Below are 25,022 nucleotides of genomic sequence, written 5' to 3' on the forward strand. Positions count from 1 at the left end.
TTTACAATAATTCAAATGACAACATTTATTGGTATCGAAAACAATATACGTTAAAAATCACGCAATAATTCCATGCGGAAATTTTTCATGCGCATCACCGTGAAAATGAGGTTGTTTAAATACAACATAAAAAATCGACGGCGCGCCGTCATGGGCAGGGAAAGGGGGGATTTTTGGAGAGAGAGGGAGGCAAGAGTGTACTGATTCAGCATGCATCCTGGCAAAAAAACTGGATGCTGCGGGTAACAGGGACTAAGAGGGTGTCCCGGCAGATGAATCCATCCCCTGCCGGGACAGGCTTTAAGGGCGGGCCGCTGCCGACCAGCCACCGCCCATGGCGCGGTACAGGTCGACCGAGGCGACGAGGATGCGCGTCTTCAGTTGCAGCAAGCCTACGTCGGCGCTGTACAAGGTACGCTGAGCATCCAGTTCTTCCAGGTAGGAAGCGTAGCCATTGCGGTAGCGGTTATGCGCGATACGCAGGGTATCAAACGCCGTGGCGCGGCGCGCGTCGTTTTCCACGGCTTGCTGCTGCAGCCGGTAGATGGCGCCCAGGCTGTTCTCCGTTTCGGCGAAGGCGTTGCGCACCACGTTTTCATACGTGTACACCAGCTGGTCGCGCTGCGCGCCGGCCGCATCCGTCTGCGCCTGCACGCGCCCGCCATCGAACAGGGGGCCGGCCGCCAGCGCCGTCAGGCGCCACAGGGCCGTCGGCGCATGCAGGAAATCGGTGAGCGTCGTGGCTTGCCCGCCGCCCACGGCCGTCAGCTTGAACGAGGGCAGCAGCTGGTCGCGCGTGGCGGCCAGGCTGGCGTTGGCGGCTGCCAGGTTGTGTTCCGCGCGCGCGATGTCGGGCCGCCGGCGCAACAGGTCGGACGGCAGGCCGGCAGGCACGCCCGGCGCCGCCAGCTCGGCCAGGGGCAAGCCGCGCGCGATGGCGCCAGGATTGCCGCCGACGAGGATCGCCAGCGCGTTTTCCTGCTCAAAAATCTGCCGCTGCAGCTGCGGCACCTGCTCCGCCGCCGCATGGTATTCCGATTGCGCCTGCAGCCATTCCAGCCGCGAGCTGTAGCCCACCTCGAACTGCTTGCGCGCCAGCTCGCCCGACTGTTCGCGCAGTTGCAGGGTCGATTGCGTCAGCGCCAGCTGCGCGTCGAGTCCCCGCAGATTCAGGTAACTCGTCGCCACGCTGGCGGCGATCGACAGGGCCGCCGCATCGAGACTGGCCTGTTCGGCGCGGTAACTCTCGCCGGCCGCGTCACTCAGATTGCCCAGCCGGCCCCACACGTCGATTTCATAGCTGGCCTGCAGTTCGGCCTGGAAGACATTCGTCACATATGGCTTGCCGCTCGAGGCCAGGGTGCGTGTGCGCGTGGGCGAACCGTCAAAGGCCAGGTTCGGCGCGCGGTTCGCATCGGCCTGCGCCAGGCGCGCGCGGTATTCCTGCACCCGAGCGCGCGCCACGCGCAAGTCGCCATTGCGCGCCAGCGCTTCGCCCACCAGATCACTTAGCACGGGGTCGCCGAAGGCCTGCCACCACAGCTGCTCGACTTGGGCCTCAGTCGCCGCCGGTGCGCCGATGGCTTGCGCGCGCCAGCCGGACGGCAGTTGCAGTGCCGATGCGGGTTGCGGTGGCGGATTGGCGGCGCAGCCGGCCAGCGCCAGCACGGCGGCCATCAGCCATATGCGGCGCTTCATGGCTTGGCTTTCTTTGGCGCAGGCGGAGGCGCGGGATTGTCCGCCGAGTCATTCAGCACGGCGGACGTGTCGACGCTGACCACCACCGACATGCCGGGCACGAGGCGGCGCGCATTCGCCTGCCCCGCATCGATGCGGATGCGCACGGGAATGCGCTGGGCAATTTTGAGGTAGTTGCCCGTCGCGTTATCGGCCGGCAGCACGGAAAATTCGGAACCGGTGGCCGGCGAAATGCGCTCCACCTGGCCCGTCAGCACGGCGCCGTCAAGCGCGTCGACGTGGAAGGTGGCGCTCTGCCCTTCCTGCACGCCGTTCATCTGCGTTTCCTTGAAATTGGCGATCACCCACATCTGGCGCGGCACCAGCGCCATCAGCTGCGCGCCCGAATTCACGTACGCGCCCTGGCGCACCGTCACCTGGCCCAATTGTCCATCGGATGGCGCCACGATGCGCGTGTTATCGAGGTCGATCTTCGCCGCCTTGACGGCCGCCTGCGCGTTCGCCACGGCCGCTTCCAGGGCCTGCTTGTTGACCACCACGCTATGCACGCTTTGCTGGGCGATGTCGAGATTGGCGCGCGCCTGCGCCAGCGCGGCCGCCATCTGCGCCTGCGTGGCGCGCGACTGGTCGTGTTCGCGCTGCGACAGCGAACCGTCAGCCACCAGCTGCTCCACGCGATTCAAATCGGCGCTGGCCTTGCGCGCCTGCGCTTCCGCGTTGGCCAACGCCGCCTCGCTGACGGAAATCCCCGCCTGCGCGCTGGCCTTCTGCTGTGCCCAGTTCGACAGCGCCGCCTGCTGCGCCGCCAGCTGGGCCTGCGCCTGCTCGTAGCGCTGCTGGTAGATGCGGTCGTCGATGCGCACCAGCAGCTGGCCCTCCTTGACGTCCATGAAATCCTGCACCGTCACTTCCACCACATAGCCGGACAGCTGCGTGCCGATGATGGTCACCTGCCCGCGCACGGTGGCGTTTTCCGTCGTCACGATGGGGCTGGTGAACGGCGGCAAACGCCACGCGTACAGCACGATCAGCACGCCCACCAGGGCCACGGCGGCAAAGGCCAGCGCGGACAGCCACTGGTGGCGCCGGTCCGGCTGCGCCATGGAAGGGGTGGCGGGTGCGGTGGGAGCTGCGGGCGGCGTGGTGTTATTTTCTGTCATTGTTCGGTTCCGAATTGGTAATGGGGACGATGGCCATGGCCGTCTGCGCATCGCGCACGGGGCCGACCAGGCGACGCGCGCCGGTGGTGATGCGGGTCCAGGACTGGCTGACCAGCATCCAGACCAAGGTGGCGATAGCGACGCCGGCGATCATCAGAAAGACGTCGTTGTAGGCGAGTACATTGGCTTCGCGCGTGGCGATGGCGCCCAGGCGCGCCACGCCCTGGGCGCTGCGCAAAGCGGGGTCCGTCAGCACGCCGCCGTAGCTTGCGGCACCCGACTGCACGCGCGCGGCCACCTGCGGGTCGAGCATGGTCAGGTGCTCGACCAGGTAACTGGAATGGTATTTTTCGCGCGCCGTCTGGATGGTGCCGACGATGGCCGACCCGAGCAAGCCGCCCAAGTTCTGCGTCATGGTAAACATCACGGAAAAACTCACCAGGTTGCGCGGTTCGGCGATCACGGCGCCCATGCCAGCCACCATGGTGGGACCGAGGAAATACGTGCCGCCAAAGGCCAGCAGGAACTGGCTGACATACATGTTGACGGGGCGCGTCTGGCTGGTGGCGTGCGCGTCGATCAGGGCGCCGGCGGCGATCAGCAGCAGCGCGAACATCAGCGAGCGGTTCAGAGTCTTCGGATTGATCGTCAGCGCGCTGACCACCAGGCCCGCCACGCTGCCCAGCAGGACCACGATGAACAGGTGCTGCATCTGGTCCGTGTTCAAGCCCAGCGCCTGCAGGAAGCCGACCGCCCCCGTCGACTCGGACAGCACGATGCGAAACAGCAGCACGGATAAAAACAGCTTGGCGATCTTGCCCGTGGTGAGCCAGCGCGTATTGAGCAGCGGACGCGCGCGGTTATGCTCGATGGCCAGCGAGGCGGCGATCAGCACGATGGAGCACGCCAGGCACACGCCCACCCACTCGGACTCCATCCACCACGCCGTGCGCCCCTGCGCCAGCACGGCGCACAGCAGGGCCACGCCGGGCGCGAACAGGATGAAGGTGAGGAAGTCGAGCGGCTCGAACGTTTGCACGCGGTCACCCGGTGGCAGTTTCAGGGCCAGCACGCAGCCCAGCGCCAGCAGGGCCAGTCCCAGTTCGAACAGGTACAGGCCATGCCATTCGCCGATCTGCAGCAGTTCGGAGGTGAAGATGCGCGCCAGGGGCAGCGCCAGCTGGGCAAAGCCCAGGCCCAGCACCACGCCCTTCAGGCGGTGCCGTGCGGGAAACGCCTGCAAGGTGTAGTACAGGCCCAGTACCCCCAGCGCGCCACCCACCATGCCATGCGCGGCGCGCACGGCGATTGCGGACGGCAAGGTATTCGCATACAGGTGGGCGAAGGTGACGAGCGCATACAACACCAGGAACGCTTCCGTGAACAGGCGCAGGCCGAACTGCTGGCGGAACTTCACCAGCAGCAGATTCATGGACACGATGGTCATCACGTAGGCGGCCGGCAGCCACTGCATCTGGTAGGCATAGGCGGCCAGCGAACCTTGCAGGTTCAGCAAATTGGCCGTCACCAGGCCGTTGCCCAGCCCCCCCGTCAGCGCGACGATCAGGCCGACGATGAAATACGCGACACGCTTGGGCGTCGAATGTTCTGGCGTCGATGGCGACCCGGGCAGGTTCGGGCGTTCGCCCGGCCCCCAGGTGCGAGGTGTGTACTTGTCCATGCGGTAATCGCGATCCGGTTTGCTGAAGCCGTTCTTTGCTGGTGTTATGGAAATAGTTGCAAATGAACAGTTCTAGTCAGCAGCATATCACCGCAGGACGTTTTTATTGTTTACATTGTTGCATGGCGTTGCGCGTGCGGCGATAACAGGGTAAGCAACGGGACCGGCAGGGGCCGGCCGATCCCGCCCCTGCGCGGATGCAGCCATTCACACGCGCGGCGGGTCCGTTTCGCGCGCGAACGCCCGGTGCGCCGCCAGCGCCTTTTTAAAGGCCGCCACGGCTTTCAGCACGTCGCCGGACGGTGCGACGATGACGGCGGGATCCGGCTTGCCATCGGGCAGGGCCGCCGGCACGCCAGCCTTGTCCAGCAAGCCCTTGCCCGCGCCGATGGCCAGCAGCGGCTTGCAGTGGCGATATTGCAGGCGCAGGAAGTCGAGCGCGTTGGCGTCCTCGCCCAGTTGCTGCACGGCGCCCTGGCCGTCGGGCACGACGACGGCGTCGAACAGCACGGACGGTCCCGCTTCGAGCGAGATTTCCACATCGAGCGGCGCACCGCCGCTGGTGTCGACCCGGCCAAGCTGGCTGCCCACCAGACGCGGCACGGCGCCATCGGCCAGCAACGCGGCATAGATATTGCGCACCTGCGCGCCATCGCTGCCCGGCCCCACCAGGATGGCCACGCGCAGGGTATGGATGCCCGTCTTGCCGGGGCGGAAAAAGAGCGACAGCGCTGGCGACGGCGCATACGCGGGCAGCGGCTGCAGGGAGGCGCGCGGCATGGCCGGCGGCAGCGCCAGGCCCAAGGCATCGGCCAGGTCCTGCGCCAGGGTTTCGTCGACATTGCGCAGCATGGCGACGATGCGCTGGCGAATCGCCACCGTCTGCACCTTGCTCAGTTCAAAGCGGAACGCGTGCACAATGTGCTCTTGTTCGACGGGCGTCTGGCTGATCCAGAAGAGGCGCGCCTGGCCATAATGCTCGGCGAATTTCTCGGGCTTGCCGCGCACCTTGTCGCCTTCGGCGGCGGCGGGAAAACTGTTGAAACCCTTCACGCCCGCCTGAAAGGGGCAGCCGCCCGCCAGCGAATTGGGTTCGTACGCGACCCGGCCACGGTTGATGGCCTGGCGGTGGATACCGTCGCGCTGATTGTTGTGCAGCGGCGCCAGCGGGGAGTTGATGGGGATTTCATGGAAGTTGGCGCCACCCAGGCGCGTGATCTGCGTGTCCACATACGAGTGGATGCGCCCCTGCAGCAGCGGGTCGTTACTGAAATCGATGCCGGGCACGATGTGCGCCGTGCAAAAGGCCACCTGCTCCGTCTCGGCGAAAAAATTGTCAGGGTTGCGGTTCAAGACCATCTTGCCGACGGGGACCAGCGGCACCAGTTCTTCGGGAATCAGCTTGGTGGGATCGAGCACGTCGAAGGGAAACGCTTCGGCCTGCGCTTCCGTGAAGAGCTGGAAGGACAGCTCGTATTCGGGATACTCGCCGCACTCGATGGCTTCCCACAGGTCGCGCCGGTGAAAATCGGAATCGGCGCCACTGATCTTGACGGCTTCGTCCCACACGAGCGAATGCGTGCCAGCCATCGGCGACCAGTGGAATTTGCAGAACACGGACTGGCCCTTGGCATTCACGAGACGGAAGGTGTGCACGCCGAAGCCCTGCATCATCCGATAACTGCGCGGGATGGCGCGGTCGGACATGGCCCACATCAGCATGTGCGTGATTTCCGGCGACAGCGAAGCGAAATCCCAGAAGGTGTCGTGCGCACTGGCCGCCTGCGGCATGCCATTGTGCGGCTCGGGCTTGACGGCGTGGATCAGGTCGGGGAATTTCATCGCATCCTGGATGAAGAAGACGGGGATGTTATTGCCCACCAAATCCCAGTTGCCCTCGTCCGTATAAAACTTCACGGCGAAGCCGCGCACATCGCGCGCCGTATCGGTGGAACCGCGCTCGCCGGCCACGGTGGAAAAGCGCACGAAGACGGGCGTGCGCTTGCCCGCCTTGGCGAACAGCGCGGCGCGCGTATGCTTGCTTTGCTCCTTGTAGCATTCGAAGTAACCATGGGCGGCCGAACCGCGCGCATGCACGACGCGCTCGGGGATGCGCTCATGGTCGAAATGCGTGAGCTTTTCACGCAAAATAAAATCTTCCATCAAGGTGGGACCGCGCAAGCCAGCCTTCAGCGAATTCTGGTTGTCACCCACAGGCACGCCCTGGTTGGTCGTCAGCACGCAGCCGCTGTCGTCGCTGCGGGCGCCATCGAGGGAAGCGTTACGCGCGTTCTCGCCCAGCGCGGGCTGGCCAGCGCCCGTCTTCGCAGAAGGTATCGTTTCGCCCGCGGTGCTGGCCGTGGCCAGCGCTTCGCCGGTTGCCACATGCACGCCTTCGGCCGGCGTGCGCGCCGCCTCGCCGTACTGGCCGTCCTCCTTGGGATTGACGGCCATGGCGGCGGCCAGCTGCTGGCTGGCGGCCGTCTTTTGCAGCAGCGCGCGGGTCACGTCATTGTCCGCGCCCAGGCTGTGCGGCGCATTGCTGTCGGATGGGCCGGACATGCTGCTCAAGACGGAACCCGCACCGTCTGTGGACGGCGTTTTCTTGGTGGTAGCCATTACATCTCCTGTGAGTAGTTTGCCCCGGGAGAACGCTACAACTCCCTCATTCAGCGCACGAACAGGGCAATCAAAATAATGATGGGAATAGGTATGCCGATCAACCACAACAAAATGGAGCGCATCATCACTCTCCTTTACTGCTTGCTACTGGGTGCGTGGGCGCTGCCCCGCCCCGCCATGACGGCGAAGGGTACAGCGCCCACGACAACTACCTTGCCGGACTGCGTATGCTTATTTACGCGAACCCAGCAGTTTCGACAGGCCATAGCCGGCAGCGGCCGCAATCAGCAGCGACATGGCCGGGCGCTCACGCACATAACCGCGTCCCGTCTCGCCGGCGCGCTGGCAGGCGGAGCCCAATTGCTTGCCGCGCGCCATCAGGGTTTCGGAAGCTTTGCTGACGCTGTCGCTGACCTGGTCGATGCGCTCGCCCACCTGATCCACGCCGTCATGGGCGCGCGTGGCCATCTTGTCGGCCAGCGGCTGGGCCTGGCTAGCCACCTTGTCGATGGTGCGGTGCAAGTCCTGGCGCGTATCCTGGGTGGTGCCGTTCATATCGGAGCTGGTTTTTTCAATCGCGTTCATGGTGGTTTCCTTTAACAGTGAATAATTTCAACCATGCTCGATGCCGTGACCGAATCATGATTCTCCTCGCTTCGGGGAAGAAGAAGCGGCTAAACGCTGCCGGGCTGAGCCATATCAAATACGGGATCAGCAGCAAGCTGTTGGCACTACCTTAACCGCGCCCGCCGTGCGCCACCGTGCGCTGCCACACCTTGAAGGCGAGACTTAAATGCCTGATGGAAATAACAATCTCCACCGGCCTGGTGAGGCCAGCGGGGAATACAAACATGTATGGATTTCTAATGGGATTTTCCGCATAATTGCGAGAGGCAATATCCATACATATAAACAGAATGTCCAAATCAAAAGCCATACAAGAAGATAGCCAGGCCAGTGCGTGGATCATGCCGTTCGTGCAGCACGGCGGCCCGCGCTACCTGCAGATCGCCGACATGCTCGAGCGCGCGCTGTCCGACGGCAGCCTGCGCGCGGGCGACCGCCTGCCGCCGCAGCGCCGCCTGGCCGCCCTGTTCCAGATCGACCTGACGACGGTGACGCGCGCCTACGACGAGGCCAAGCGCCGCAATTTGCTGGAGGGGCACGGCGCGCGCGGCACCTATGTGGCAGCGCCGAAGGTGGAATTGACGCAGATGCTGGACCTGAGCATGAACATCCCGCCGCCGCCCGCAGGCGTGGATTTCGACGACCTGCTGAAACAGGGCGTGGCACAGGTGCTGATGCGCACGGACAGCGATCTGTTGATGAGCTATCACCTGGGCGGCGGCGGCAAGGCCGACCGCGCGGCGGGCGCCGTCTGGCTCGCGCCCATGTTCGACCACGTCGAGGCGGAGCAGGTGGTGGCCTGCCCCGGCGCGCAGGCGGCGCTGGCAGCGCTGATATTGACCCTGAGCCGGCCCGGCGACAGCATATTGACGGAGCCAGCCGTGTATCCGGGCTTGCGCTCGGCAGCGGGACTGCTCAATCGCAAGACCATCGTCGTGGAAACGGACGCGGACGGCATGCTGCCCGATGCGCTGGAAAAAGCCGGCCGCAAGCACCGTGCGCGCCTGGTCTATCTGAATCCCACGCTGCAAAACCCCACCGCACACACCATGCCGGTCGCGCGCCGCCTGGCCATCACGCAGGTGGCCATACGCTGCGGCATGCATATCATCGAGGACGACCCGTACTGGCTGCTGGCCTCCGGCGCGCCGCCACCGCTGGCCCATTACGCGCCGGGCAACGTGTCGTATATCGCCACACTGTCGAAATGCCTGGCGCCGGGCTTGCGCATGGCCTACGCGCTGGTTCCCGACGCGCAGCTGCGCGAACGCTTCGTGCAAGCCCTGCGCTCGTTTTCCCTGATGGCCACGCCGCTGACGACGGCGCTGGCGACGCAATGGATACACGACGGCTCCGCGCACGCACTGCTGGCGGGCGTGCGCAGCGAAGCAGATGCCCGGCAGGACATCATCCGCACCATCCTGACGGGCAGCAGCCACGCGCGCAGCGACGGCATCCACGTCTGGTTTTCGCTGCCCAGCTACTGGACCTCGCGCGAACTGGCCGCCACGGCCCGCGCCCAGGGCGTGGCCGTGACGGCCTCGGACGCCTTCCACGCCAGCAAACCACCAAACGCCATCCGCATCTCGCTGGGCAGCATCCGCGACCGCGCGCGCCTGTCCAGCGCCTTGAAAAAACTGTCGCTGCTGCTGGCGCACAAGCCGGACGCGCGGCACGAGTTCGTGATTTAAGCCGACAAGGCAGGCGCTGGCAAGACCTGCTCCTGCCTCCCGCACTGCGCTCCCCGCTGTGGCAAAACATCCACGGAAAACCGGCGCCTGCCCCTTTGCCCACAATTTAATTGCTAGTCCGAATAGTTCTATGCGACGATACAAACCGCTTTGACCGTCCGCCCGGATGGCCGATTGCAGGCGCTTTCCTGGCAGCGGGGGACATGAATAAATTGTTAGACCTCAACACCCTCAAGCTTGCGCCTCCCTCCACCGCCCGCCCCTTAATGGAACGGCAACAGGTGCTGCGCAAGCTCTCCTCCCTTGGCGCCTTTCGCCTGGTGCTGCTGCGCGCGCCAGCCGGCTACGGCAAGACGTCGCTGATGCGCATGATACGGGCCGATGCCAGCGCGACTGGCGCAAACGTGGCCTGGCTGACGTTCGACAACAGCGACAACGATCCCGCCCGCCTGCTGCTGGGCATGCGCGCCGCCCTGCTCGTCACACAGGAAGCGCCACAGGACAACTATTTCCGGATAGGCGATACGCGTGTCACCCACCTCTTCCTCGACGACGTGGAACTGCTCGACACGAGCAATATCGCCCTTGTGTTCGCGCTGATCGCCGACGTGCTGCCGGCGCCGATGCACGTATTCATCGGCGCCCGCTCGCTGCGCGGCCACAGCGTGGCGGCGCTGAAAGCCAATGGTGCGCTGCTCGAACTGGACATGGAAGACCTGCAGTTCAGCCAGGCCGAGACGGCCAGCTACCTGCAACGCGCCCAATTCGACCTGTCCGCGGCCGACGTGGCACTGCTGCAACAGACCAGCGAAGGCTGGCCCGCTGCGGTCGAACTCATCGGCCTGGCCTGGAAGCGGCTGCAAGGCCGCGGCCATGTTACGCTGCCGCAATTGCCGGGCTTGCGCGACCTCGGCGAATACCTGGCCGAGGAAGTGTTCGAAGCGCAAAGCGACGACATCAAGGAATTTCTCATCGCGACGGCAGCCTTGAGCTCCTTCCACGCCGAACTGGCCGACTGCGTGCGCGCCAGCGGCGACAGCGCACGGCTGATCGCCGCCATCCACGCGGCCGGCTTGCCGATCCAGCCGCTGCAAAACAACTGGTTCCGCTACCACCCGCTGTTCGCCGAACACATCGTGCTGCACCACCAGCCGTCGCCAGAAATCTATGTGCGCGCGGCGGGCTGGCTGACGGACCACGGCCACGCGTTCGAGGCGATCGATTATTTCCTCAAGGGCGGCGAATACGAGCAGGCGGCCAATACGCTCGAGAGCATCGTCGGCAAGCTGCGCCTGCACGGCCAGTTCCCCAGCATTATCCAATGGTGCGACCAGTTGCCCGATGCGCTGCTGAAGAGCCGCCCGCCCCTCACCAGCGCGCTGGTCGTGGGCATGGTGTATTCGTCGCGGCGCGACGACCTGGCGCGCTGGCTCGACTACTTCCGCCAGCAGGCAGGCAAGCCGGACGCCGACCCGCTCTACGGCGAAGGATTGCGCGCGCTCGATCCCGTGCTGGCCTTCCTGGACGGCGACACCGCGCGCACCATCGCGCTAGCGGACCGCGACTGGCCGCAGCAGCGCCATGCCAATCCGAACGACCGCGCCACCCTGGCCTACGTGGCGGCCTACACCTGCCTGTGGCGCGGCATGCTCGACGAAGCCGCCGCGCTGCTCATCGAGGCACGCCGCGCCTGCCGCGAGTCGGGCACCATTTCCGGCCTGGCCATCGTCTACTTCCTGCAAGCCTACCTCGATGCAATCCAGGGCAATTTCGACGCCGCGCTGCAGCAGCTGGCGGCGATCGACGCGCTGGCCCAGCGCCATAGCGACAAGATCTCGCCGGCCCTGCTGTACCCGTTCAGCGCCGGCCTGATCTTGCTGATCGACTATGAGCGCAACGCCCTCGACCTGGTGGCCTCGCGCCTGACCTTCGCCCGCAGCCTGATCCCGCTGGGCTTGCCATGGGACTCGCTGAGCGCCGTCTCCATCGTGCAGGCGCGCATGCTGGCCATCAAGGAAAATCCCGCCGCCGCGACGCGCTGGCTGGAGGGGCAGATCATGCAGGGCCATCCGCGCTCGGCCTCGCCGGCGCGCGCGGCGCTCGAGGGCGAACTGTCGCGCATGGCGATCCAGACGGCACGCCCCGAGTCGGTGGCCGCCTACGCCGCCCTGCTGCTCGATGCCAGCTGGCCCGGGCACGAACGCTGCATCGTTTGCTGCCAGGAAATCGATGGCGCCGGCATCGTCCAGGCGCGCCTGATGATCCATGCGGCGCCCGGCGACGCGCTGGCGCGCATCGGCCAGTTGCTGGCGCATGCGCTGGCGGCCGGCCGTCTGTGGCGCGCCACCAAGCTGCGCGTGCTGCTGGCGATCGCCCTGCAGCGCAACGGCTTGCCCAAGGACGCGCAGCGGGAACTGGCGCTGGCGCTGGAACAGGCGGCGCGCTCGGGCATGGTGCGCAGTTTTCTCGACGAAGGCCCCGACATCCATCCGCTGCTGGCGCACATGCAGGCCAAGTCGCGCCACCTGCTCAGTATCGCCGCCGCGACCCACCTCGATGCCGTGCTGCGGGCGGCCGGCGCAGCGGCCGACGCCGCGCCACCGGCGGTGACGCTGACGCAGACCGAGTACGCGCTGCTGTCGCTGGTGGCGCAGGGCAAGTCGAACCAGGCAATCGGCGCCAACCTGTTTCTCTCCGTCAGCACGGTGAAGTGGCACCTGGGCCAGATCTTCCGCAAGCTGAACGCCGGCAACCGAGGCCAGGCAGTCTTCAACGCCCGCCAACTGGGGCTGCTACCCCAGCAATAGCGTTTCCGCACTGCCACGGCGGCGATTTTTTTCAAAAACTTCCACTAGTTGATATTCAGCGCGCGCCCGTCTTTTTACACTCGGCGGGTAGCGCCCGCGCGGCGCCACCTGTCCGTCCATGGGAAACACACCGATGTCAAAGAACCTGAACCTGCGCTCGCGCCTGCTCTGCGTGACCACCGCAATGTCGCTTTTGCTACTGGCGACAGGCGGCTACGGCGTGCGCGGCATCGCCCAGGCCAATGCGGCGCTGCGCAGCGTGTACGACGACAGGCTGGCGGCGCTTGGCCACCTCGAGCAGGTGGCGCGCGCCGGTTTGCACACGCAACTGCAGCTGGCCCTGGCCAGCGACGCCGCGTCGGCGCCGGCCACCTTGCAAGCCGTGCAGGCAACGCTCAAACGCGAGCGCATGGCGTGGGATGCCTACATGGCGACCTCGCTGACACCGGAGGAAACCCTGGCGGCGCGGCACGTCGCCGCGCTGCGCACGGACTTTGCCACGGACGTGTTCGCGCCAGCGCTGGCAGCCTTGCGTACGCACAATTACCGCGAGGTGGCGCGCATAATGCGCGGTCCGATGCAGCAGCGCTACCCGCAGGTGCAGCAGGCCATGAGCGAGCTGATCGACATGCAGCTGGTCGTCGCCAAGGCCGCATGCGATCACGCACAGGCCGACTACATCGTGCGCCGCGCCGTATCGCTGGCGGCCATGGCGCTGGGCCTGCTGATGGCGGCCATGGCCGGCTGGCGACATTGCACGGCGGCGCGGTGGCCCAGGTGGGTAAAAACATGGCGGCGATCCGCAAAGGCGCAGACCGGCGCGCCGGCAGTCGCGGCGGCATCGCCTGCCAGTCCGGCACCGTGGCGCTGACGCATCACTTCGCCAGCGCGCCGAACCAGCGCCGCGCGATGGCGTCGTAGGCGCCGTCGCGCTTCATGCGCTCAAACGTGCGCTGCCAGCGCATCACCAGGGCCGGGTCGGACGAGAGGGGGAAGGTGACATAGCTGCCGATCGAAAAGATCGGATACACCAACTCGACGGCGTCCGCCGTAACGCCCGCCTGTTCCAGCAAGGCCGGCAATTGCTCCTGGTCCAGCACCATCAGCGGGTACCGGCCGGCCAGCAGCATGGCCAGCATCGTGGCCGAGTTGTTCACCACTTCCAGGTTGGCAAAACCGGCCTGCCGCAAGTAACTATGGGAATAGAAGGCGCGCGGCGTCATCACGCCCGGCAATGCCTTTGCGTCGCTCACGCTGCCAAGGCGGATTCCCGCGCCGCGCCTGGCATAGAAATTCGTTTGCGAAACCAGCAGCGGCCCCACCCATAGGAATTGCCGCTCTCGCTCGGCCGTGCGCTTGGGACACACCAGTACCACGTTGGCGCCGTTCTGCGCCATCAGGTAAGCGCGCGCCCAAGGCACCAGACGCATCGGCGCACGGTCACCGAGCCGGCGCTGGATTTCCGCCACCACTTCGACGCAAAAGCCGGTGAGCTTGCCATCCTTGCTGAACGCCATGGGCGCAATCTCGGCCGTCAGTATCTCCAACGGCTGCGCCCGCACCTCGCCGCACAGCACCGCTGCCAGCACCATGGGTCCGAACCGCCACATCAGCGACATCGTGTCCTCCTTCGAGCCGACTCGCCGCCGGCAGAGGCTGGCGCAGACAGGCTTGCGCCGCCGTCCACGCCCTCGCATCCATGATAGCAGCGTGGCCTGCGCAGCGCCAGGCATGCCAAAAACCGTACTTTAGTAGGGCGAAAGGGCGGCCGCATTTGACTATATTCGTCGCTTTTCATCTGCCTGCCGCCATCTTGCTTCCCTGGAGCGCACACCTTGCCGTATCCTCACTTACTGAAGCTGACGCCACCTTTCGGCAGTGTTCCTCAAATGGAACGCGAAGCGCCGTTGCGCGAACTGTCCGCGGATGGCGCCTTTCGCCTCGTGTTGCTGCGCGCCCCCGCCGGCTACGGCAAGACGGCGCTGCTGCGCGCCGCCCATGCCCGGCGCGCACGCGCGGGCGCCCATGTCGCCTGGCTCAACCTGGACCGGAACGACAACGATCCGGCCCGGCTGCGCCGCAGCCTGCATGCCGCGCTACGCGTCGCGTCGGCGCACGCGCCCGGCAACGATGCCGTGTTGGCCAGCTCAAGCGTCACCCATTTGTATCTCGATGCCGTGGAACATCTCGATGGCGAGGCCATCCGCAGCCTGTTCGCCCTCATTGCTGGCGTCCTGCCGCCCTCGATGCACGTCTACCTGGCGGCCCGCGCGCTGCACCACGACGGTATCGCGACCCTGAAAGTGGCCGGTACGCTCGTCGAGCTCGATATGGATGATTTGCAATTCTCGCTGGCGGAAACGGCAAGCTACCTGCAACAGCAAAAGATCGACATCTCACCTGACGACATTGCCATTTTGCAACGCGTCAGCGAAGGCTGGCCGGCGGCCATTGCGCTGATCGCGCCGGCCTGGAAAAAACTGCGCCGTCACGAGGGAGTGGACAAGTTCATCCTATCCACCTTACCGGAATTCAACGACTACCTGCAGCGCGAAGTGCTTGGGGCGCTGGACAAAGCGATACGCCGCCTGCTGGCCACGGCCGCGCCGCTAACCACCTTTTGCGCCAGCCTGCTCGAGACGGCGCTGGGGCACGGCAACAGCGGGCAGCAGATGGCATTGCTGCAATCGGCCGGCCTGCCCCTGCGGCAACTGCCGGACGGCTGGCTTCGCTGTCACCCGCTGCTTGCCGGCCACCTGGCCCTGCGCCAGCCCGCGCCCAGTGCCATGTACGCCAGAGCGGGCACCTGGCTGGTGCGCCAGGGCCACGTCGAGCAAGCCATCGATTGCTTCCTCATGGCCGGCGCCCATGCGCAGGCGGCCGACACACTCGAGTCTGTCATCGCCGCGCTATGCGCGGGCGGCCAGTTCGAGCGCATCGTGCACTGCTGCGAACAGTTGCCTACCGCCATGCTGCAGCAGCGCCCGGCGCTATCGGGCGCCTTGCTGGTCGGGCTGCTGTGCACGGCGCGCGGCACCGAACTGGCAAACTGGCTGCATTTCTACCGCCGCCGCAGCGCCCTCGTTGGCGCCGACCCGCGCTATGCCGCCAGCCTCGACGGCATCGCTCCGCTACTGGCCTTTTTGGCCGGCGATACCGACCGCTGCATCGCGCTTGCCACAGGACACAAGCCACACGCATCGATGGCGCCGCCCGCCCCGGCCGATCCGCGCCACTTGGCCGCCTATACCTGCTTGTGGCGCGGCGAGCTGGCCGAGGCGGCGGCACTGCTGGTGACGGCGCGGCGCGATTGCGCCGCTGCCGGCTCACCCATCGGCATGGCCCTGGTCGGCTTCCTGCAAGCGTATCTGGATGCCATCGGCGGCAATTTTGACGCGGCGCTGCAACAACTGGCGGCCGCCGATGCACTGGCGCAACAGCACGCCGAGCAGATCCCCCCCTTCCTCTTCCATGGCTACAGCGTCGGGCTGGCCCTGCTGATCGCCTACGAGCGCAACCGCCTCGACCTGGTGACAGCGCGCCTCGCGCTGGCGCGCAGCCTGCCCGCCGCCGGACTGCCCTGGGACGCGCACGCCGCCATGCTGGTGATGCAGGCGCGCATGCTGGCGCTGCAACAGGGCCAAGCTGCCGCACGGCAATGGCTGGAAGCCGCCTGCCGCCAAGGGCGCACGCGGCTACCGCCACCCGCACGCGCCCTGCTTGAAGCCGAACAGTCGCGCATGGCGCTACTTGCCGGCAACCACGATGCCATATCCTGGCACGCCTCGATCCTGCTGCAACCCGTCTGGGCCGGCGATGAACGCTGCATCCTGCCCAGCCAGGAAATCGATGGCGCCGGCATCGCCCAGGCGCGCCTGCTGATACGGCTGGGGCCATTGCCTGCAGCCGAGGCCCTGATCAGCCGCCTGCTGACGCATGCGCTGGCCACCGGGCGCCGCTGGCGCGCCACCAAGCTGCGCGTGCTGCTGGCCATCGCCCTGGCCCAACTGGGCAAGGCCAGGGAGGCGGAAGCCGAAATGGCCCTGGCGCTGGAACAGGCGGCCGCGTCGGGCATGCAGCGCCTGTTCCTCGACGAGGGCAGCGATGCGCTCAGCTTGCTGCGCATCATGCGCGGCAAGGCGCGCCGCCTGCTCAGCACCCAGGCCGCCACGCACCTGGACGTGCTGCTGCGCGGCGCCGACACGTCCGTCACCGCCCTGCCTGCGGCGCAGCTCACACCCACCGAATCGACCTTGCTGGCCCTGGTGGCCCTAGGGCGCACCAACGGTGCCATCGCCAAGCAACTGGACCTGTCCGTCAATACCGTGAAATGGCACCTGGGGCAAATCTTCCGCAAGCTCAGCGTCAGCAACCGCGGCCAGGCCGTCTGCAAGGCGCGCCGCGTCGGTGTGTTGCCAATGCAATAGATGTTGCGGATCGCGCAATAGATAGCGCAAATCCATACTTAAGTATGGTGACCCCTAACTACATGACAAATATGATTTCAATCAATTGCTGGCCACCGCCGGCCGCATCGCATCGAACTTAGTTCATGAAAGAAACATGTTAAAAAAGACCACCATCACGACGCGCCTGGCCGGTGTCGTCCCGCCGCCAAACGCCGCCCAGGTGGAGCATCCCCCTATCACGCGGCCGCTGCCGGGCCTGCTCAAGAAACTGGGCACCATGACGGCCATCCGCGACATGCAACTGGTCGAGAAGAGCTTGCTGCGCACGCTCGGGCCGATGCTGAGCGTGCTGCAGACATCGCTCTACCGCACCGACGAAAACCGCGACGTCGTGCGCGTGCTGCGCCACTCGCGCAGCAGCGGCCCGACCGCCGACGGCGCCGAACGCATCACCGAACAGGTCGAAGAGGTACGCAGTGGCACCCATGTGCCGCCGCACGTGGCGCAGTTGCTGGCCGACATGTGCCTGCTGGGCCGTTCCTGCAGCCGGGCAATGGAGACGCACCTGATGATCGGCTATCCCTTGCATGGCGGCAACAAACTGTGCGGCTACCTGATCTTCGAACGCGGCCACGCCGTCACGCCGGTCGAGGATGCGGTCATCCACGGCGTGCTGGAAGTGTTTTCCAACTATTACGCCTTGCTCGACACCAGCCAGCGCGACCGCCTGACCGGCTTGCGCAACCGCCATTCGCTGGAACTGAACCTGGAACGCCTGTGGGACGAACTGGCGGCTCAATCGGGCGATACCGTCGACACCCCCGAAACGTATTGGCTGGGCTTGCTTGATATCGACCACTTCAAGCGCATCAACGACAGCTACGGCCACATCATCGGCGACGAAGTGCTGCTGCTGGTGGCGCGCCTGCTCGACGGCGCCTTCCGCAGCACCGACCTGCTGTACCGCTACGGCGGCGAGGAATTCATCGCCGTCATCGCCGCCAACGACCTGGAGCAGGCCACACTGGCATTCGAGCGAGCACGCCTGACGATTGCGCAATTCAACTTTCCGCGCGTGGGCGCGGTAACGATCAGCGGCGGGTTTTGCCTGGCCAGTTCCTCGGTCCTGGCCAACGCCATCGTCAGCCGCGCCGACCAGGCCCTGTACGAGGCCAAGCACGCCGGGCGCAACCGGATATTCCACTATGGCAGCCTGGTCGACGCCGGCATCCTTGCTGAAGTCGAAGCCGGCACCATCGAACTTTTTTGAGCCAGTTCCCCCGTTTTCATGGAGACACAATGACTAACTCCCAACAAGCTTTCCTGGCACAACGCAAGCGCTTCGAGGCCGACATGGTTGCGCGCTACGACATCGACGCGGCAAGCTACGCCGCCGTCAGCATCCTGCTGGCGCCGCTCGCTGTCTCCGTCTCGCTGGACAAGGGCGCGTATCTGCAACGCGCCGGCTCGCCGGTCAAGCACGTGTACTGGATTACCTCCGGCATCGTCTGCTGCGGCGTCAACACGCCGTCCGGCGGCGACATCACGGCCGCTTTCTTCACCGAGGGGCACAATGCCACGCCCTACCACGACCTGCTGCAGGGCGCCAGCGGGCTGCCCGCGCTGCACTCCCTGACGGCCGAGACGGCGGTCCAGGCCTTCCGCCTCGACTGGGACAAGGTCGTTGCCCTGCGTGCCAGCCACAGCGTGCTCGACGCCTATCACCTCAAGGTGATCGAATACATGCTCAAGCAGCAATCGCGGCGCAGCCATGCCCAGTACGGCGCGTCGGCGCAAACCCGGCTCGCATCGTTCCTGCGCGACCACCCCGGACTCGAGATGCGCATCTCGCAAAAGACGCTGTCCTCCTATCTGGAGATCACGCCGCAATACCTGTCCCAGTTATTAAGCAAGGGCAAGCGCAAAGATGAACACAGACAAAACAGGACGACCCGGCCCATGGCGCGGCTGATGGCATGACGCGCGCTGGCGCGCCGGCGCGACCGCGCTGGGCCGCCGCCCGGGATCCACGGAGACGACACGGATGAACGCAGACAAGCGGCGTAGCTGGATCAGCTCGCCTTACATACGCAAGGTGCTGAAAGTCTCATTCAGCAACGTCACGTTTTATGCGCTGGCCGCCTTGACCCTGTTGCACAGCGAACGGAACTACGAAGAACAGGCCGCCCTCGCCACGCAAAACCTCGCCTACGCGCTCGAGACCAGCGTCGCCGACGTCTTTGGCAAGATCGACCTCGTCCTGCTCGGCATCCAGAGCGAGGCGCAACAGCAGCTCGCTGCGCGCGGCATCGATGCCACGGTACTGCACGCCAGCGTGCTGCAGCAGCGCGCACAGATCCGTGAAATCGAAACGGTCGGCGTGGCCAACGCCAGCGGCGCCATCCTGTACGGCTCCCAGGCGCCGGCTGGGCAACCACCACTGCCCCTGCGCGACGATATCTTGCGCGCCGCGCGCGAGCCGCAATCGCAACTGATCATCGCGCCGCCGGGCATCAGCGCCGCCAGCGGCAAGCGCATGGTGCTCATGGCACGGCGCCTGAGCCGCAGCGATGGCGGTTTCGCCGGCGTGGTCTACGCGGAACTACCGCTGGACTACCTGACGCACCTGATCGCCGCCTTCGACGTCGGCCGCCATGGCGTCATCTCGCTGCGCAGCGCCGATATGGCGCTGGTGGCGCGCGTTCCCGAGCAGGCGTGGAACGAACGGGTCATCGGCAGCCGCACGGTCTCGGCCGCCACGCGCGCCAACGTCGCCGCAGAGCCTGCGGCGGGCAGCTACCGCACCGTGGTCACGCTGGATGGCATCGCGCGGCGCATGGCCTACCGCAAGAGCCCGCGCCAGCCCTTCTATATCTTCGTCGGCCTGGCCACGCAGGATTATCTGCGGCCCTGGTGGCAGCAACTGTCTGTGCTAATGCTGTTGGCCGCCGCCTTCACCGCCTCGACCATCGTCCAGGGCCGCAAGGCTTACCGCCGCCGCAAGGCCGAACTGGCGGCGATGGCCGAACTGCGCGGCAACAGGGAAGAGCTGCAGCACTCCGAACTGAAACTGCGCACGCTGTACAACTCGATCAGCGACGCGGTCCTGCTGGTCGACGCGCGAGGCCTGCTCGACTGCAACCGCGCCACCCTGGACGTGTTCGGTTGCGACAGCAAGCGCGCCTTCCTGGCCAACAGTCCGAGCGACCTGTCGCCAGCGCAGCAGCCATGCGGCGGTGGCTCGGCGTCCCTGTTCGCCTCGCAGATCGCGGTAGCGCTGTCACAGCGCGTCGTGCGCTACGACTGGGTTTACCACCGCCTCGACACGGGCAACGACTTCCGCGCCGAGGTGCTGTTGAGCACGATAGAACTGGACGGCGCACCGGTCGTCCAGGCCGTGGTACGCGATATCAGCGAGCGCAAGCTGGCCGAGGAACGCATCCGCCACCTGGCCTACTATGACGGCCTGACCGACTTGCCAAACCGGCGCATGATGATGGAGCAACTGGGCCAGGCCCTGGCCGCCAATCCCCTGTCGCAGAACTATAGCGCCATGATCATCATCAACCTCGACAGTTTCAAGGGACTCAACGACATCGAAGGGCGCGCCGCCGGCGACCGCCTGCTATGCGAGGTGGCCCAGCGCCTGCGTGACTGCGCCACCCCGGTCGACACGGTGGCGCGGGTGGGCGCCGACGAATTCATCATCCTGCTGGCCAACCTGGCGTGCAACGAAGCGGACGCCGCCGCACAGGCCGGCGCCGTGGCACAGCGCATTCGCGGCGAACTGTGCCACCCCTACCAGTTCTGCGCCGCCCCCCAACTCTGCCTCGCCACGGCCGGCATCGGCATCACGCTGTACCGCGGCCAGCGCCTGTCCATCGACGACATCCTGCGCCAGGGCGAAGCGGCGCTGGCCCACGCCAAGCAGAGTGGCCGCAACGGCATCTGCTTCTTCAACACGGCGATGCTGGTGGCGCTGGAGTCGCGCGCCATGCTCGAAGCAGCGCTGGGCAAAGCGCTGCACCGCGATGAATTCCAGCTGTACTACCAACCCCAGGTGGACCTGGCCGGTCGCCTGGTCGGCGCCGAAGCACTGCTGCGCTGGCTACCGCCGGACCGGCCGTCCGTGTCGCCGGCACAGTTCATTCCCCTGGCCGAGGAGAGCGGCCTGATCGTGCCACTGGGCCTGTGGGTGCTGCATACCGCCTGCGCCCAGCTGCAAGCCTGGGCAGGCGAGCCGGAAAGCGCGCAGCTGACCCTGTCCATCAACGTCAGCGCACGCCAGTTCCGCCGCCGCGATTTCGTCGAGCAGGTGCGCGACGCCCTGCAGCAGTACCAGATGCGGCCAGCGCAGCTGAAGCTGGAACTGACCGAGAGCGTGCTGCTCGACAGCGTCGATGACGTCGTCGAACGCATGCACGACATCCGCGCGCTCGGCGTCAAGATGTCGATGGACGACTTCGGCACCGGCTTTTCCTCGCTGTCCTACCTGCGCCGCCTGCCCCTGGACCAACTGAAAATCGACCAGTCCTTCGTGCGCGACGTCACCACCAACGCCAGCGACGCCGCCATCGTCCACGCCATCATTGTCATGAGCCAGTCGCTCGGCCTGCACGTGATCGCCGAAGGCGTCGAGACCGAGCCGCAGCACCGTCTCCTCGCGGAGAAAGGCTGCCAAGCTTTCCAGGGCTATCTGTTCGGCAAACCCATGCCCATCGCCCAGTGGAAGGCGCAGCAATTAATTCCCGACATCAACTAGTTCATTTTTACCACGCCCATTTCTATTTAGACTGGGCAATACAAAAGCGCCATGCGCGCCATCGTCACAGGAGAATGCATTGACAAACCATACGCAGAAGACCATGCCAGAGCCACCCACCGACCTCGCATCGACGATCAGCCATCTGCTGCGTTTGCGCGACACGCTGGTCACCACCGCGCAAGTCCTGCGCGACCTGCACTTTGCACAAAACACGCCGGCGCGCCGCGCCGCGCTGGAAGACACCGGCATGCTGCTGGAGAAACTGTCGTGCATGTATGGCGCGCCACCGGTTCAACAACAACAACAACAACAACAACAACAACAACAACAACAACAACAACAACAACAACAACAACAACAAGGAAGAAAACCATGAAATCGTCCAGCATCAAGTTCATGTTCACCACGGCCCTGGCCATTGTCGGCATCGTCATTGCCCTGGTAGGCTTCGGCATCTACCGTGTCAGCCTTGCGTCGGCAGCCGTCAGCGCCGCCCACGACTCGCGCTACGCCTCGTACCTGCTGGCGGACGAAATGCGCCAAAGCTCGGACGACCTGACACGCCTGGCGCGTACCTATGTCGTGTCGAGCGAACCGAAATGGGAACAGCAATACCTGGAAATTCTCGATATTCGCAGCGGCAAGAAGGCACGCCCCGTGCAGTACGAAAAAATCTACTGGGACTTCCGCGCCGCCGACATCGATCCGGGCAAGGGATCGGACAAGGCCATCGCGTTGACGAGCCTGATGAAAGCAGCCGGCTTCAGTGCGGCCGAATTCGCCAAACTCAAGGAGGCCGAAGTCAATTCGAACGACCTGGTGCGCACTGAAACCATCGCCATGAACATGGTCAAGGGCCTGTACGCCGACCAGAGCGGCGCCTTCACGCGCCGCGATGCGCCCGACCTGGCCAAGGCCCGCAGCATGATGCATGACGCGGCCTACCATGCCGCCAAGGCCCGCATCATGCGCCCGGTCGACGAATTCCTCGGCATGCTGGACCGCCGTACGGGCCTGGCCATCGACGAGGCGGAACAGGCCAAGCACTTCTGGTTCGGCGCACTGAGCGCTGTCGCCGTGCTGCTGATCGCCACGCTGGCGGCCGCCCTCTGGTATGTGTATCGCCAGATCGCCATCTCGCTCGACCACGCCGTACGCCTGTCCGACGTGATGGCCTCGGGCGACCTGTCGGCCGAGATCCGGCGCCAGGGTCCGGCCGAAGTGGCCAGGCTGCTGGGCGCGCTGGCCAGCATGCGCGACAGCCTGATGGCCGTGGTCGCGACGGTCCGCCACAACTCGGAAAGCGTAGCGCTGGGCAGCGCCGAAATCGCCGCCGGCAACCAGGACTTGAGCGCCCGTACCGAAAGCCAGGCCAGCGCGCTGGAACAGACTGCCGCCTCGATGGAAGAACTCAGTTCCACCGTCAACCAGAATGCCGACAACGCGCGCCAGGCCAATACGCTGGCGCAGCAGGCGTCCCAGGTGGCGCTGGCCGGCGGCGCCGTGGTCGCGCAAGTGGTCGATACCATGCGCGGCATCCACGCCGCCAGCAAGCGCATCGCCGACATCATCAACGTCATCGACGGCATCGCCTTCCAGACCAATATCCTGGCACTCAACGCCGCCGTGGAAGCGGCGCGTGCCGGCGAACAGGGACGCGGCTTTGCCGTCGTCGCCACCGAGGTGCGCAGCCTGGCCGGACGCAGCGCCGAGGCGGCCAAGGAAATCAAGTTGCTGATCAACGACAGCGTGGCCCGCGTCGAACAGGGCACGACCCTGGTCGACCAGGCCGGCAGTACCATGACGCGGGTCGTCGACAGCATCACCCGCGTCACCGACATCATGGCCGAAATCAGCTCGGCCAGCGTCGAGCAGAGCGCCGGCGTCGCCCAGATCGGCGAGGCGGTAACACAGATGGATGAAGTGACGCAGCAGAATGCGGCTCTGGTGGAACAGATGGCGGCGGCAGCCATCAGCTTGAAGCAGCAGGCCGGGGAACTGGTGCAAGCCGTCAGCGTGTTCCGCCTGGCAGCACCCGACGCCGCCGCAGTGCCGGCGACAGCCGCGCCACGCGCCAGCACCGTCCCTGCGCTGCGCCCCGCCGCCCGCACGCAACGCGCGCAGGTAACGCGCATCAGCGCCGCCAAGCCCGCTGCCGCACGCAGCAAGGCTAGCGAGTCGGACTGGGAAGAGTTCTGACAGGCTGCCGCAGCACAGTGCCGATGCCGTCACGGCATCGGTACCGCCGTACGCGGAGCATGCACGGCAATAGCGCAGCAACCGCACCGGCAAACAAAAAACCCGCTGACCTTTACAGGTAAGCGGGTTTTTTGATGAAACTTGGTGCCGTTGGCCGGAATCGAACTGGCGACCTTCACATTACGAATGTGCTGCTCTACCAACTGAGCTACAACGGCGAAGACCCACATTCTACAAACAATGCACAAAATTTGCTAGTGTCAACGCGAACTTTTTTGCATTTTTTTCGCGGCCCGGCTGCGGGCCGCTGAAAATCGCGGAAAAGTGCGGCTTTTTACTCAGCGTGGTAGGCCGTGACGCGGGCCACTTCGTCTTTCGAGCCGAGGAACACGGGCACGCGCTGGTGCAGCTTGTGCGGGGCGATGTCCATGATGCGCTGCTGGCCGTCGGTGGCCGCGCCGCCGGCCTGCTCGACGATGAAGGCCATCGGGTTCGCTTCGTACATCAGGCGCAGCTTGCCCGGCATCGAGGTGTCGCGCAGGTCGGCCGGGTACATGAAGATGCCGCCGCGGTTCAGGATGCGGTGCACGTCGGCTACCATCGAAGCGATCCAGCGCATGTTGAAGTTGGTGCCGCGCGGGCCCGTGTCGCCGGCCAGCAGTTCGTCGACATAGCGCTTCACGGGCGGATGCCAGTGGCGCGCGTTCGACATGTTGATGGCGAACTCCTTCGTCGTTGGCGGAATCTGCATATTGCTTTGCGTGAGGACCCACGAACCCATTTCCCGGTCCAGGGTAAAGCAGTTCACGCCATTACCGAAGGTCAGCACCAGCATGGTTTGCGGACCGTACACAGCGTAGCCGGCGGCGACCTGCTTGGTGCCGGCCTGCATGAAGTCCTGCTCGGTCGGCTGCCCCATGCCCTCCGGCGCTTTCAGTACCGAGAAAATGGTACCGATCGAGACGTTGACGTCGATGTTCGACGAGCCATCGAGTGGGTCGAACAGCAGCATGTATTCGCCCTTCGGATAGCGGTTCGGGATCGGGTGGATCGATTCCATTTCTTCCGACGCCATGGCCGCCAGATGGCCGCCCCACTCGTTCGCTTCGAGCAGGATCTCGTTGGAGATGATGTCGAGCTTTTTCTGTACTTCGCCCTGCACGTTTTCCGTGTCGGCCGTGCCCAGCACTTCACCGAGGGCACCCTTGCCGACGGCGTGGCTGATGGTTTTACAAGCACGCGCGACGACTTCGATCAGCAGGCGCAGTTCGGCCGGGATGCTGTTGTTCGAGCGCTGCTCTTCAACCAGGTATTGCGTAAGACTGATGCGTTTCATGAAATCCCTCTATTTTGATGAGTTATT

17 protein-coding genes and 1 tRNA gene are annotated in these 25,022 nt (G+C 65.4%); 9 read left to right on the forward strand and 9 right to left on the reverse strand.

What is annotated here, in order from left to right; all coding sequences use genetic code 11:
* Positions 1–300: 300 nt before the first annotated feature.
* The 6 genes from O0882_RS04515 to O0882_RS04540 all read right to left on the reverse strand — a co-directional run bounded on the left by O0882_RS04515 (position 301) and on the right by O0882_RS04540 (position 8,131).
* Complete coding sequence (locus O0882_RS04515) at positions 301–1,698, reverse strand: efflux transporter outer membrane subunit (RefSeq protein ID WP_289945683.1); 1,398 nt, start codon at positions 1,696–1,698, stop codon at positions 301–303.
* Positions 1,695–2,801: an HlyD family secretion protein gene (locus O0882_RS04520; RefSeq protein WP_289946830.1), complete on the reverse strand. Its 1,107-nt coding sequence runs from the start codon at positions 2,799–2,801 to the stop codon at positions 1,695–1,697. Before O0882_RS04520 ends, O0882_RS04515 begins: the two co-directional genes overlap by 4 nt.
* A gap of 43 nt (positions 2,802–2,844) precedes the next feature.
* On the reverse strand, positions 2,845–4,539 hold the full coding sequence (locus tag O0882_RS04525; protein WP_289945685.1) for an MFS transporter: 1,695 nt from the start codon (positions 4,537–4,539) through the stop codon (positions 2,845–2,847).
* Positions 4,540–4,746: 207 nt separating this feature from the next.
* Complete coding sequence (locus tag O0882_RS04530) at positions 4,747–7,158, reverse strand: catalase (protein ID WP_289945687.1); 2,412 nt, start codon at positions 7,156–7,158, stop codon at positions 4,747–4,749.
* A gap of 234 nt (positions 7,159–7,392) precedes the next feature.
* On the reverse strand, positions 7,393–7,746 hold the full coding sequence (locus O0882_RS04535; protein WP_289945688.1) for a hypothetical protein: 354 nt from the start codon (positions 7,744–7,746) through the stop codon (positions 7,393–7,395).
* A 151-nt stretch (positions 7,747–7,897) separates the two neighbouring features.
* Positions 7,898–8,131 (reverse strand): hypothetical protein, encoded by a 234-nt coding sequence (locus O0882_RS04540; RefSeq protein WP_289945690.1) that lies wholly within the window; start codon positions 8,129–8,131, stop codon positions 7,898–7,900.
* Here O0882_RS04540 and O0882_RS04545 point away from each other — a divergent pair.
* The 3 genes from O0882_RS04545 to O0882_RS04555 all read left to right on the forward strand — a co-directional run bounded on the left by O0882_RS04545 (position 8,130) and on the right by O0882_RS04555 (position 13,157).
* A complete protein-coding gene (locus tag O0882_RS04545) occupies positions 8,130–9,479 on the forward strand; it encodes a PLP-dependent aminotransferase family protein (RefSeq protein ID WP_289945692.1) in 1,350 nt (449 codons plus the stop codon). The genes O0882_RS04540 and O0882_RS04545 overlap by 2 nt on opposite strands.
* A 203-nt stretch (positions 9,480–9,682) precedes the next feature.
* Positions 9,683–12,286, forward strand: coding sequence for a LuxR C-terminal-related transcriptional regulator (locus O0882_RS04550; protein ID WP_289945694.1), 2,604 nt, complete (start codon positions 9,683–9,685; stop codon positions 12,284–12,286).
* A 133-nt stretch (positions 12,287–12,419) separates the two neighbouring features.
* A complete protein-coding gene (locus O0882_RS04555; RefSeq protein WP_289945696.1) occupies positions 12,420–13,157 on the forward strand; it encodes a Tar ligand binding domain-containing protein in 738 nt (245 codons plus the stop codon).
* A gap of 4 nt (positions 13,158–13,161) precedes the next feature.
* Here O0882_RS04555 and O0882_RS04560 read toward each other — a convergent pair whose 3' ends face one another.
* Positions 13,162–13,905, reverse strand: coding sequence for a transporter substrate-binding domain-containing protein (locus tag O0882_RS04560; RefSeq protein WP_289945697.1), 744 nt, complete (start codon positions 13,903–13,905; stop codon positions 13,162–13,164).
* A 270-nt stretch (positions 13,906–14,175) separates the two neighbouring features.
* Here O0882_RS04560 and O0882_RS04565 point away from each other — a divergent pair, with 270 nt between their 5' ends.
* The 6 genes from O0882_RS04565 (at position 14,176) to O0882_RS04590 (ending at position 23,659) form a co-directional block, all read left to right on the forward strand.
* Complete coding sequence (locus O0882_RS04565) at positions 14,176–16,713, forward strand: LuxR C-terminal-related transcriptional regulator (protein WP_289945698.1); 2,538 nt, start codon at positions 14,176–14,178, stop codon at positions 16,711–16,713.
* Between the two features lie 136 nt (positions 16,714–16,849).
* Positions 16,850–17,965: a GGDEF domain-containing protein gene (locus O0882_RS04570; RefSeq protein ID WP_289945700.1), complete on the forward strand. Its 1,116-nt coding sequence runs from the start codon at positions 16,850–16,852 to the stop codon at positions 17,963–17,965.
* A 29-nt stretch (positions 17,966–17,994) separates the two neighbouring features.
* Positions 17,995–18,675: a Crp/Fnr family transcriptional regulator gene (locus O0882_RS04575; protein ID WP_289945702.1), complete on the forward strand. Its 681-nt coding sequence runs from the start codon at positions 17,995–17,997 to the stop codon at positions 18,673–18,675.
* Between the two features lie 64 nt (positions 18,676–18,739).
* On the forward strand, positions 18,740–21,457 hold the full coding sequence (locus O0882_RS04580) for an EAL domain-containing protein (protein WP_289945704.1): 2,718 nt from the start codon (positions 18,740–18,742) through the stop codon (positions 21,455–21,457).
* A gap of 79 nt (positions 21,458–21,536) precedes the next feature.
* The gene (locus O0882_RS04585) at positions 21,537–21,836 is read left to right on the forward strand and encodes a hypothetical protein (RefSeq protein ID WP_289945705.1); all 300 of its coding nucleotides are present in this window, start codon (positions 21,537–21,539) and stop codon (positions 21,834–21,836) included.
* The gene (locus O0882_RS04590) at positions 21,833–23,659 is read left to right on the forward strand and encodes a methyl-accepting chemotaxis protein (protein WP_289945706.1); all 1,827 of its coding nucleotides are present in this window, start codon (positions 21,833–21,835) and stop codon (positions 23,657–23,659) included. Before O0882_RS04585 ends, O0882_RS04590 begins: the two co-directional genes overlap by 4 nt.
* A gap of 142 nt (positions 23,660–23,801) precedes the next feature.
* Here O0882_RS04590 and O0882_RS04595 read toward each other — a convergent pair.
* Both O0882_RS04595 and O0882_RS04600 read right to left on the reverse strand, forming a co-directional pair.
* Positions 23,802–23,877 (reverse strand) — tRNA-Thr (locus tag O0882_RS04595).
* Between the two features lie 116 nt (positions 23,878–23,993).
* Positions 23,994–24,995: a class 1 fructose-bisphosphatase gene (locus tag O0882_RS04600; protein WP_010401051.1), complete on the reverse strand. Its 1,002-nt coding sequence runs from the start codon at positions 24,993–24,995 to the stop codon at positions 23,994–23,996.
* Positions 24,996–25,022 lie beyond the last annotated feature (27 nt).

It is taken from the genome of Janthinobacterium sp. SUN073 (genome assembly GCF_030397665.1).
Lineage (GTDB): Bacteria > Pseudomonadota > Gammaproteobacteria > Burkholderiales > Burkholderiaceae_D > Janthinobacterium.

Excerpts from the sequence above, each read along its gene's own strand:
- O0882_RS04515 (WP_289945683.1), bottom strand. The coding sequence starts at position 1,698 with ATGAAGCGCCGCATATGGCTGATGGCCGCCGTGCTGGCGCTGGCCGGC.
- O0882_RS04520 (WP_289946830.1), bottom strand. The coding sequence starts at position 2,801 with ATGGCGCAGCCGGACCGGCGCCACCAGTGGCTGTCCGCGCTGGCCTTT.
- O0882_RS04525 (WP_289945685.1), bottom strand. The coding sequence starts at position 4,539 with ATGGACAAGTACACACCTCGCACCTGGGGGCCGGGCGAACGCCCGAAC.
- O0882_RS04530 (WP_289945687.1), bottom strand. The coding sequence starts at position 7,158 with ATGGCTACCACCAAGAAAACGCCGTCCACAGACGGTGCGGGTTCCGTC.
- O0882_RS04535 (WP_289945688.1), bottom strand. The coding sequence starts at position 7,746 with ATGAACGCGATTGAAAAAACCAGCTCCGATATGAACGGCACCACCCAG.
- O0882_RS04545 (WP_289945692.1), top strand. The coding sequence starts at position 8,130 with ATGCCGTTCGTGCAGCACGGCGGCCCGCGCTACCTGCAGATCGCCGAC.
- O0882_RS04540 (WP_289945690.1), bottom strand. The coding sequence starts at position 8,131 with ATGATCCACGCACTGGCCTGGCTATCTTCTTGTATGGCTTTTGATTTG.
- O0882_RS04550 (WP_289945694.1), top strand. The coding sequence starts at position 9,683 with ATGAATAAATTGTTAGACCTCAACACCCTCAAGCTTGCGCCTCCCTCC.
- O0882_RS04555 (WP_289945696.1), top strand. The coding sequence starts at position 12,420 with ATGTCAAAGAACCTGAACCTGCGCTCGCGCCTGCTCTGCGTGACCACC.
- O0882_RS04560 (WP_289945697.1), bottom strand. The coding sequence starts at position 13,905 with ATGTCGCTGATGTGGCGGTTCGGACCCATGGTGCTGGCAGCGGTGCTG.
- O0882_RS04565 (WP_289945698.1), top strand. The coding sequence starts at position 14,176 with ATGGAACGCGAAGCGCCGTTGCGCGAACTGTCCGCGGATGGCGCCTTT.
- O0882_RS04570 (WP_289945700.1), top strand. The coding sequence starts at position 16,850 with ATGTTAAAAAAGACCACCATCACGACGCGCCTGGCCGGTGTCGTCCCG.
- O0882_RS04575 (WP_289945702.1), top strand. The coding sequence starts at position 17,995 with ATGACTAACTCCCAACAAGCTTTCCTGGCACAACGCAAGCGCTTCGAG.
- O0882_RS04580 (WP_289945704.1), top strand. The coding sequence starts at position 18,740 with ATGAACGCAGACAAGCGGCGTAGCTGGATCAGCTCGCCTTACATACGC.
- O0882_RS04590 (WP_289945706.1), top strand. The coding sequence starts at position 21,833 with ATGAAATCGTCCAGCATCAAGTTCATGTTCACCACGGCCCTGGCCATT.
- O0882_RS04600 (WP_010401051.1), bottom strand. The coding sequence starts at position 24,995 with ATGAAACGCATCAGTCTTACGCAATACCTGGTTGAAGAGCAGCGCTCG.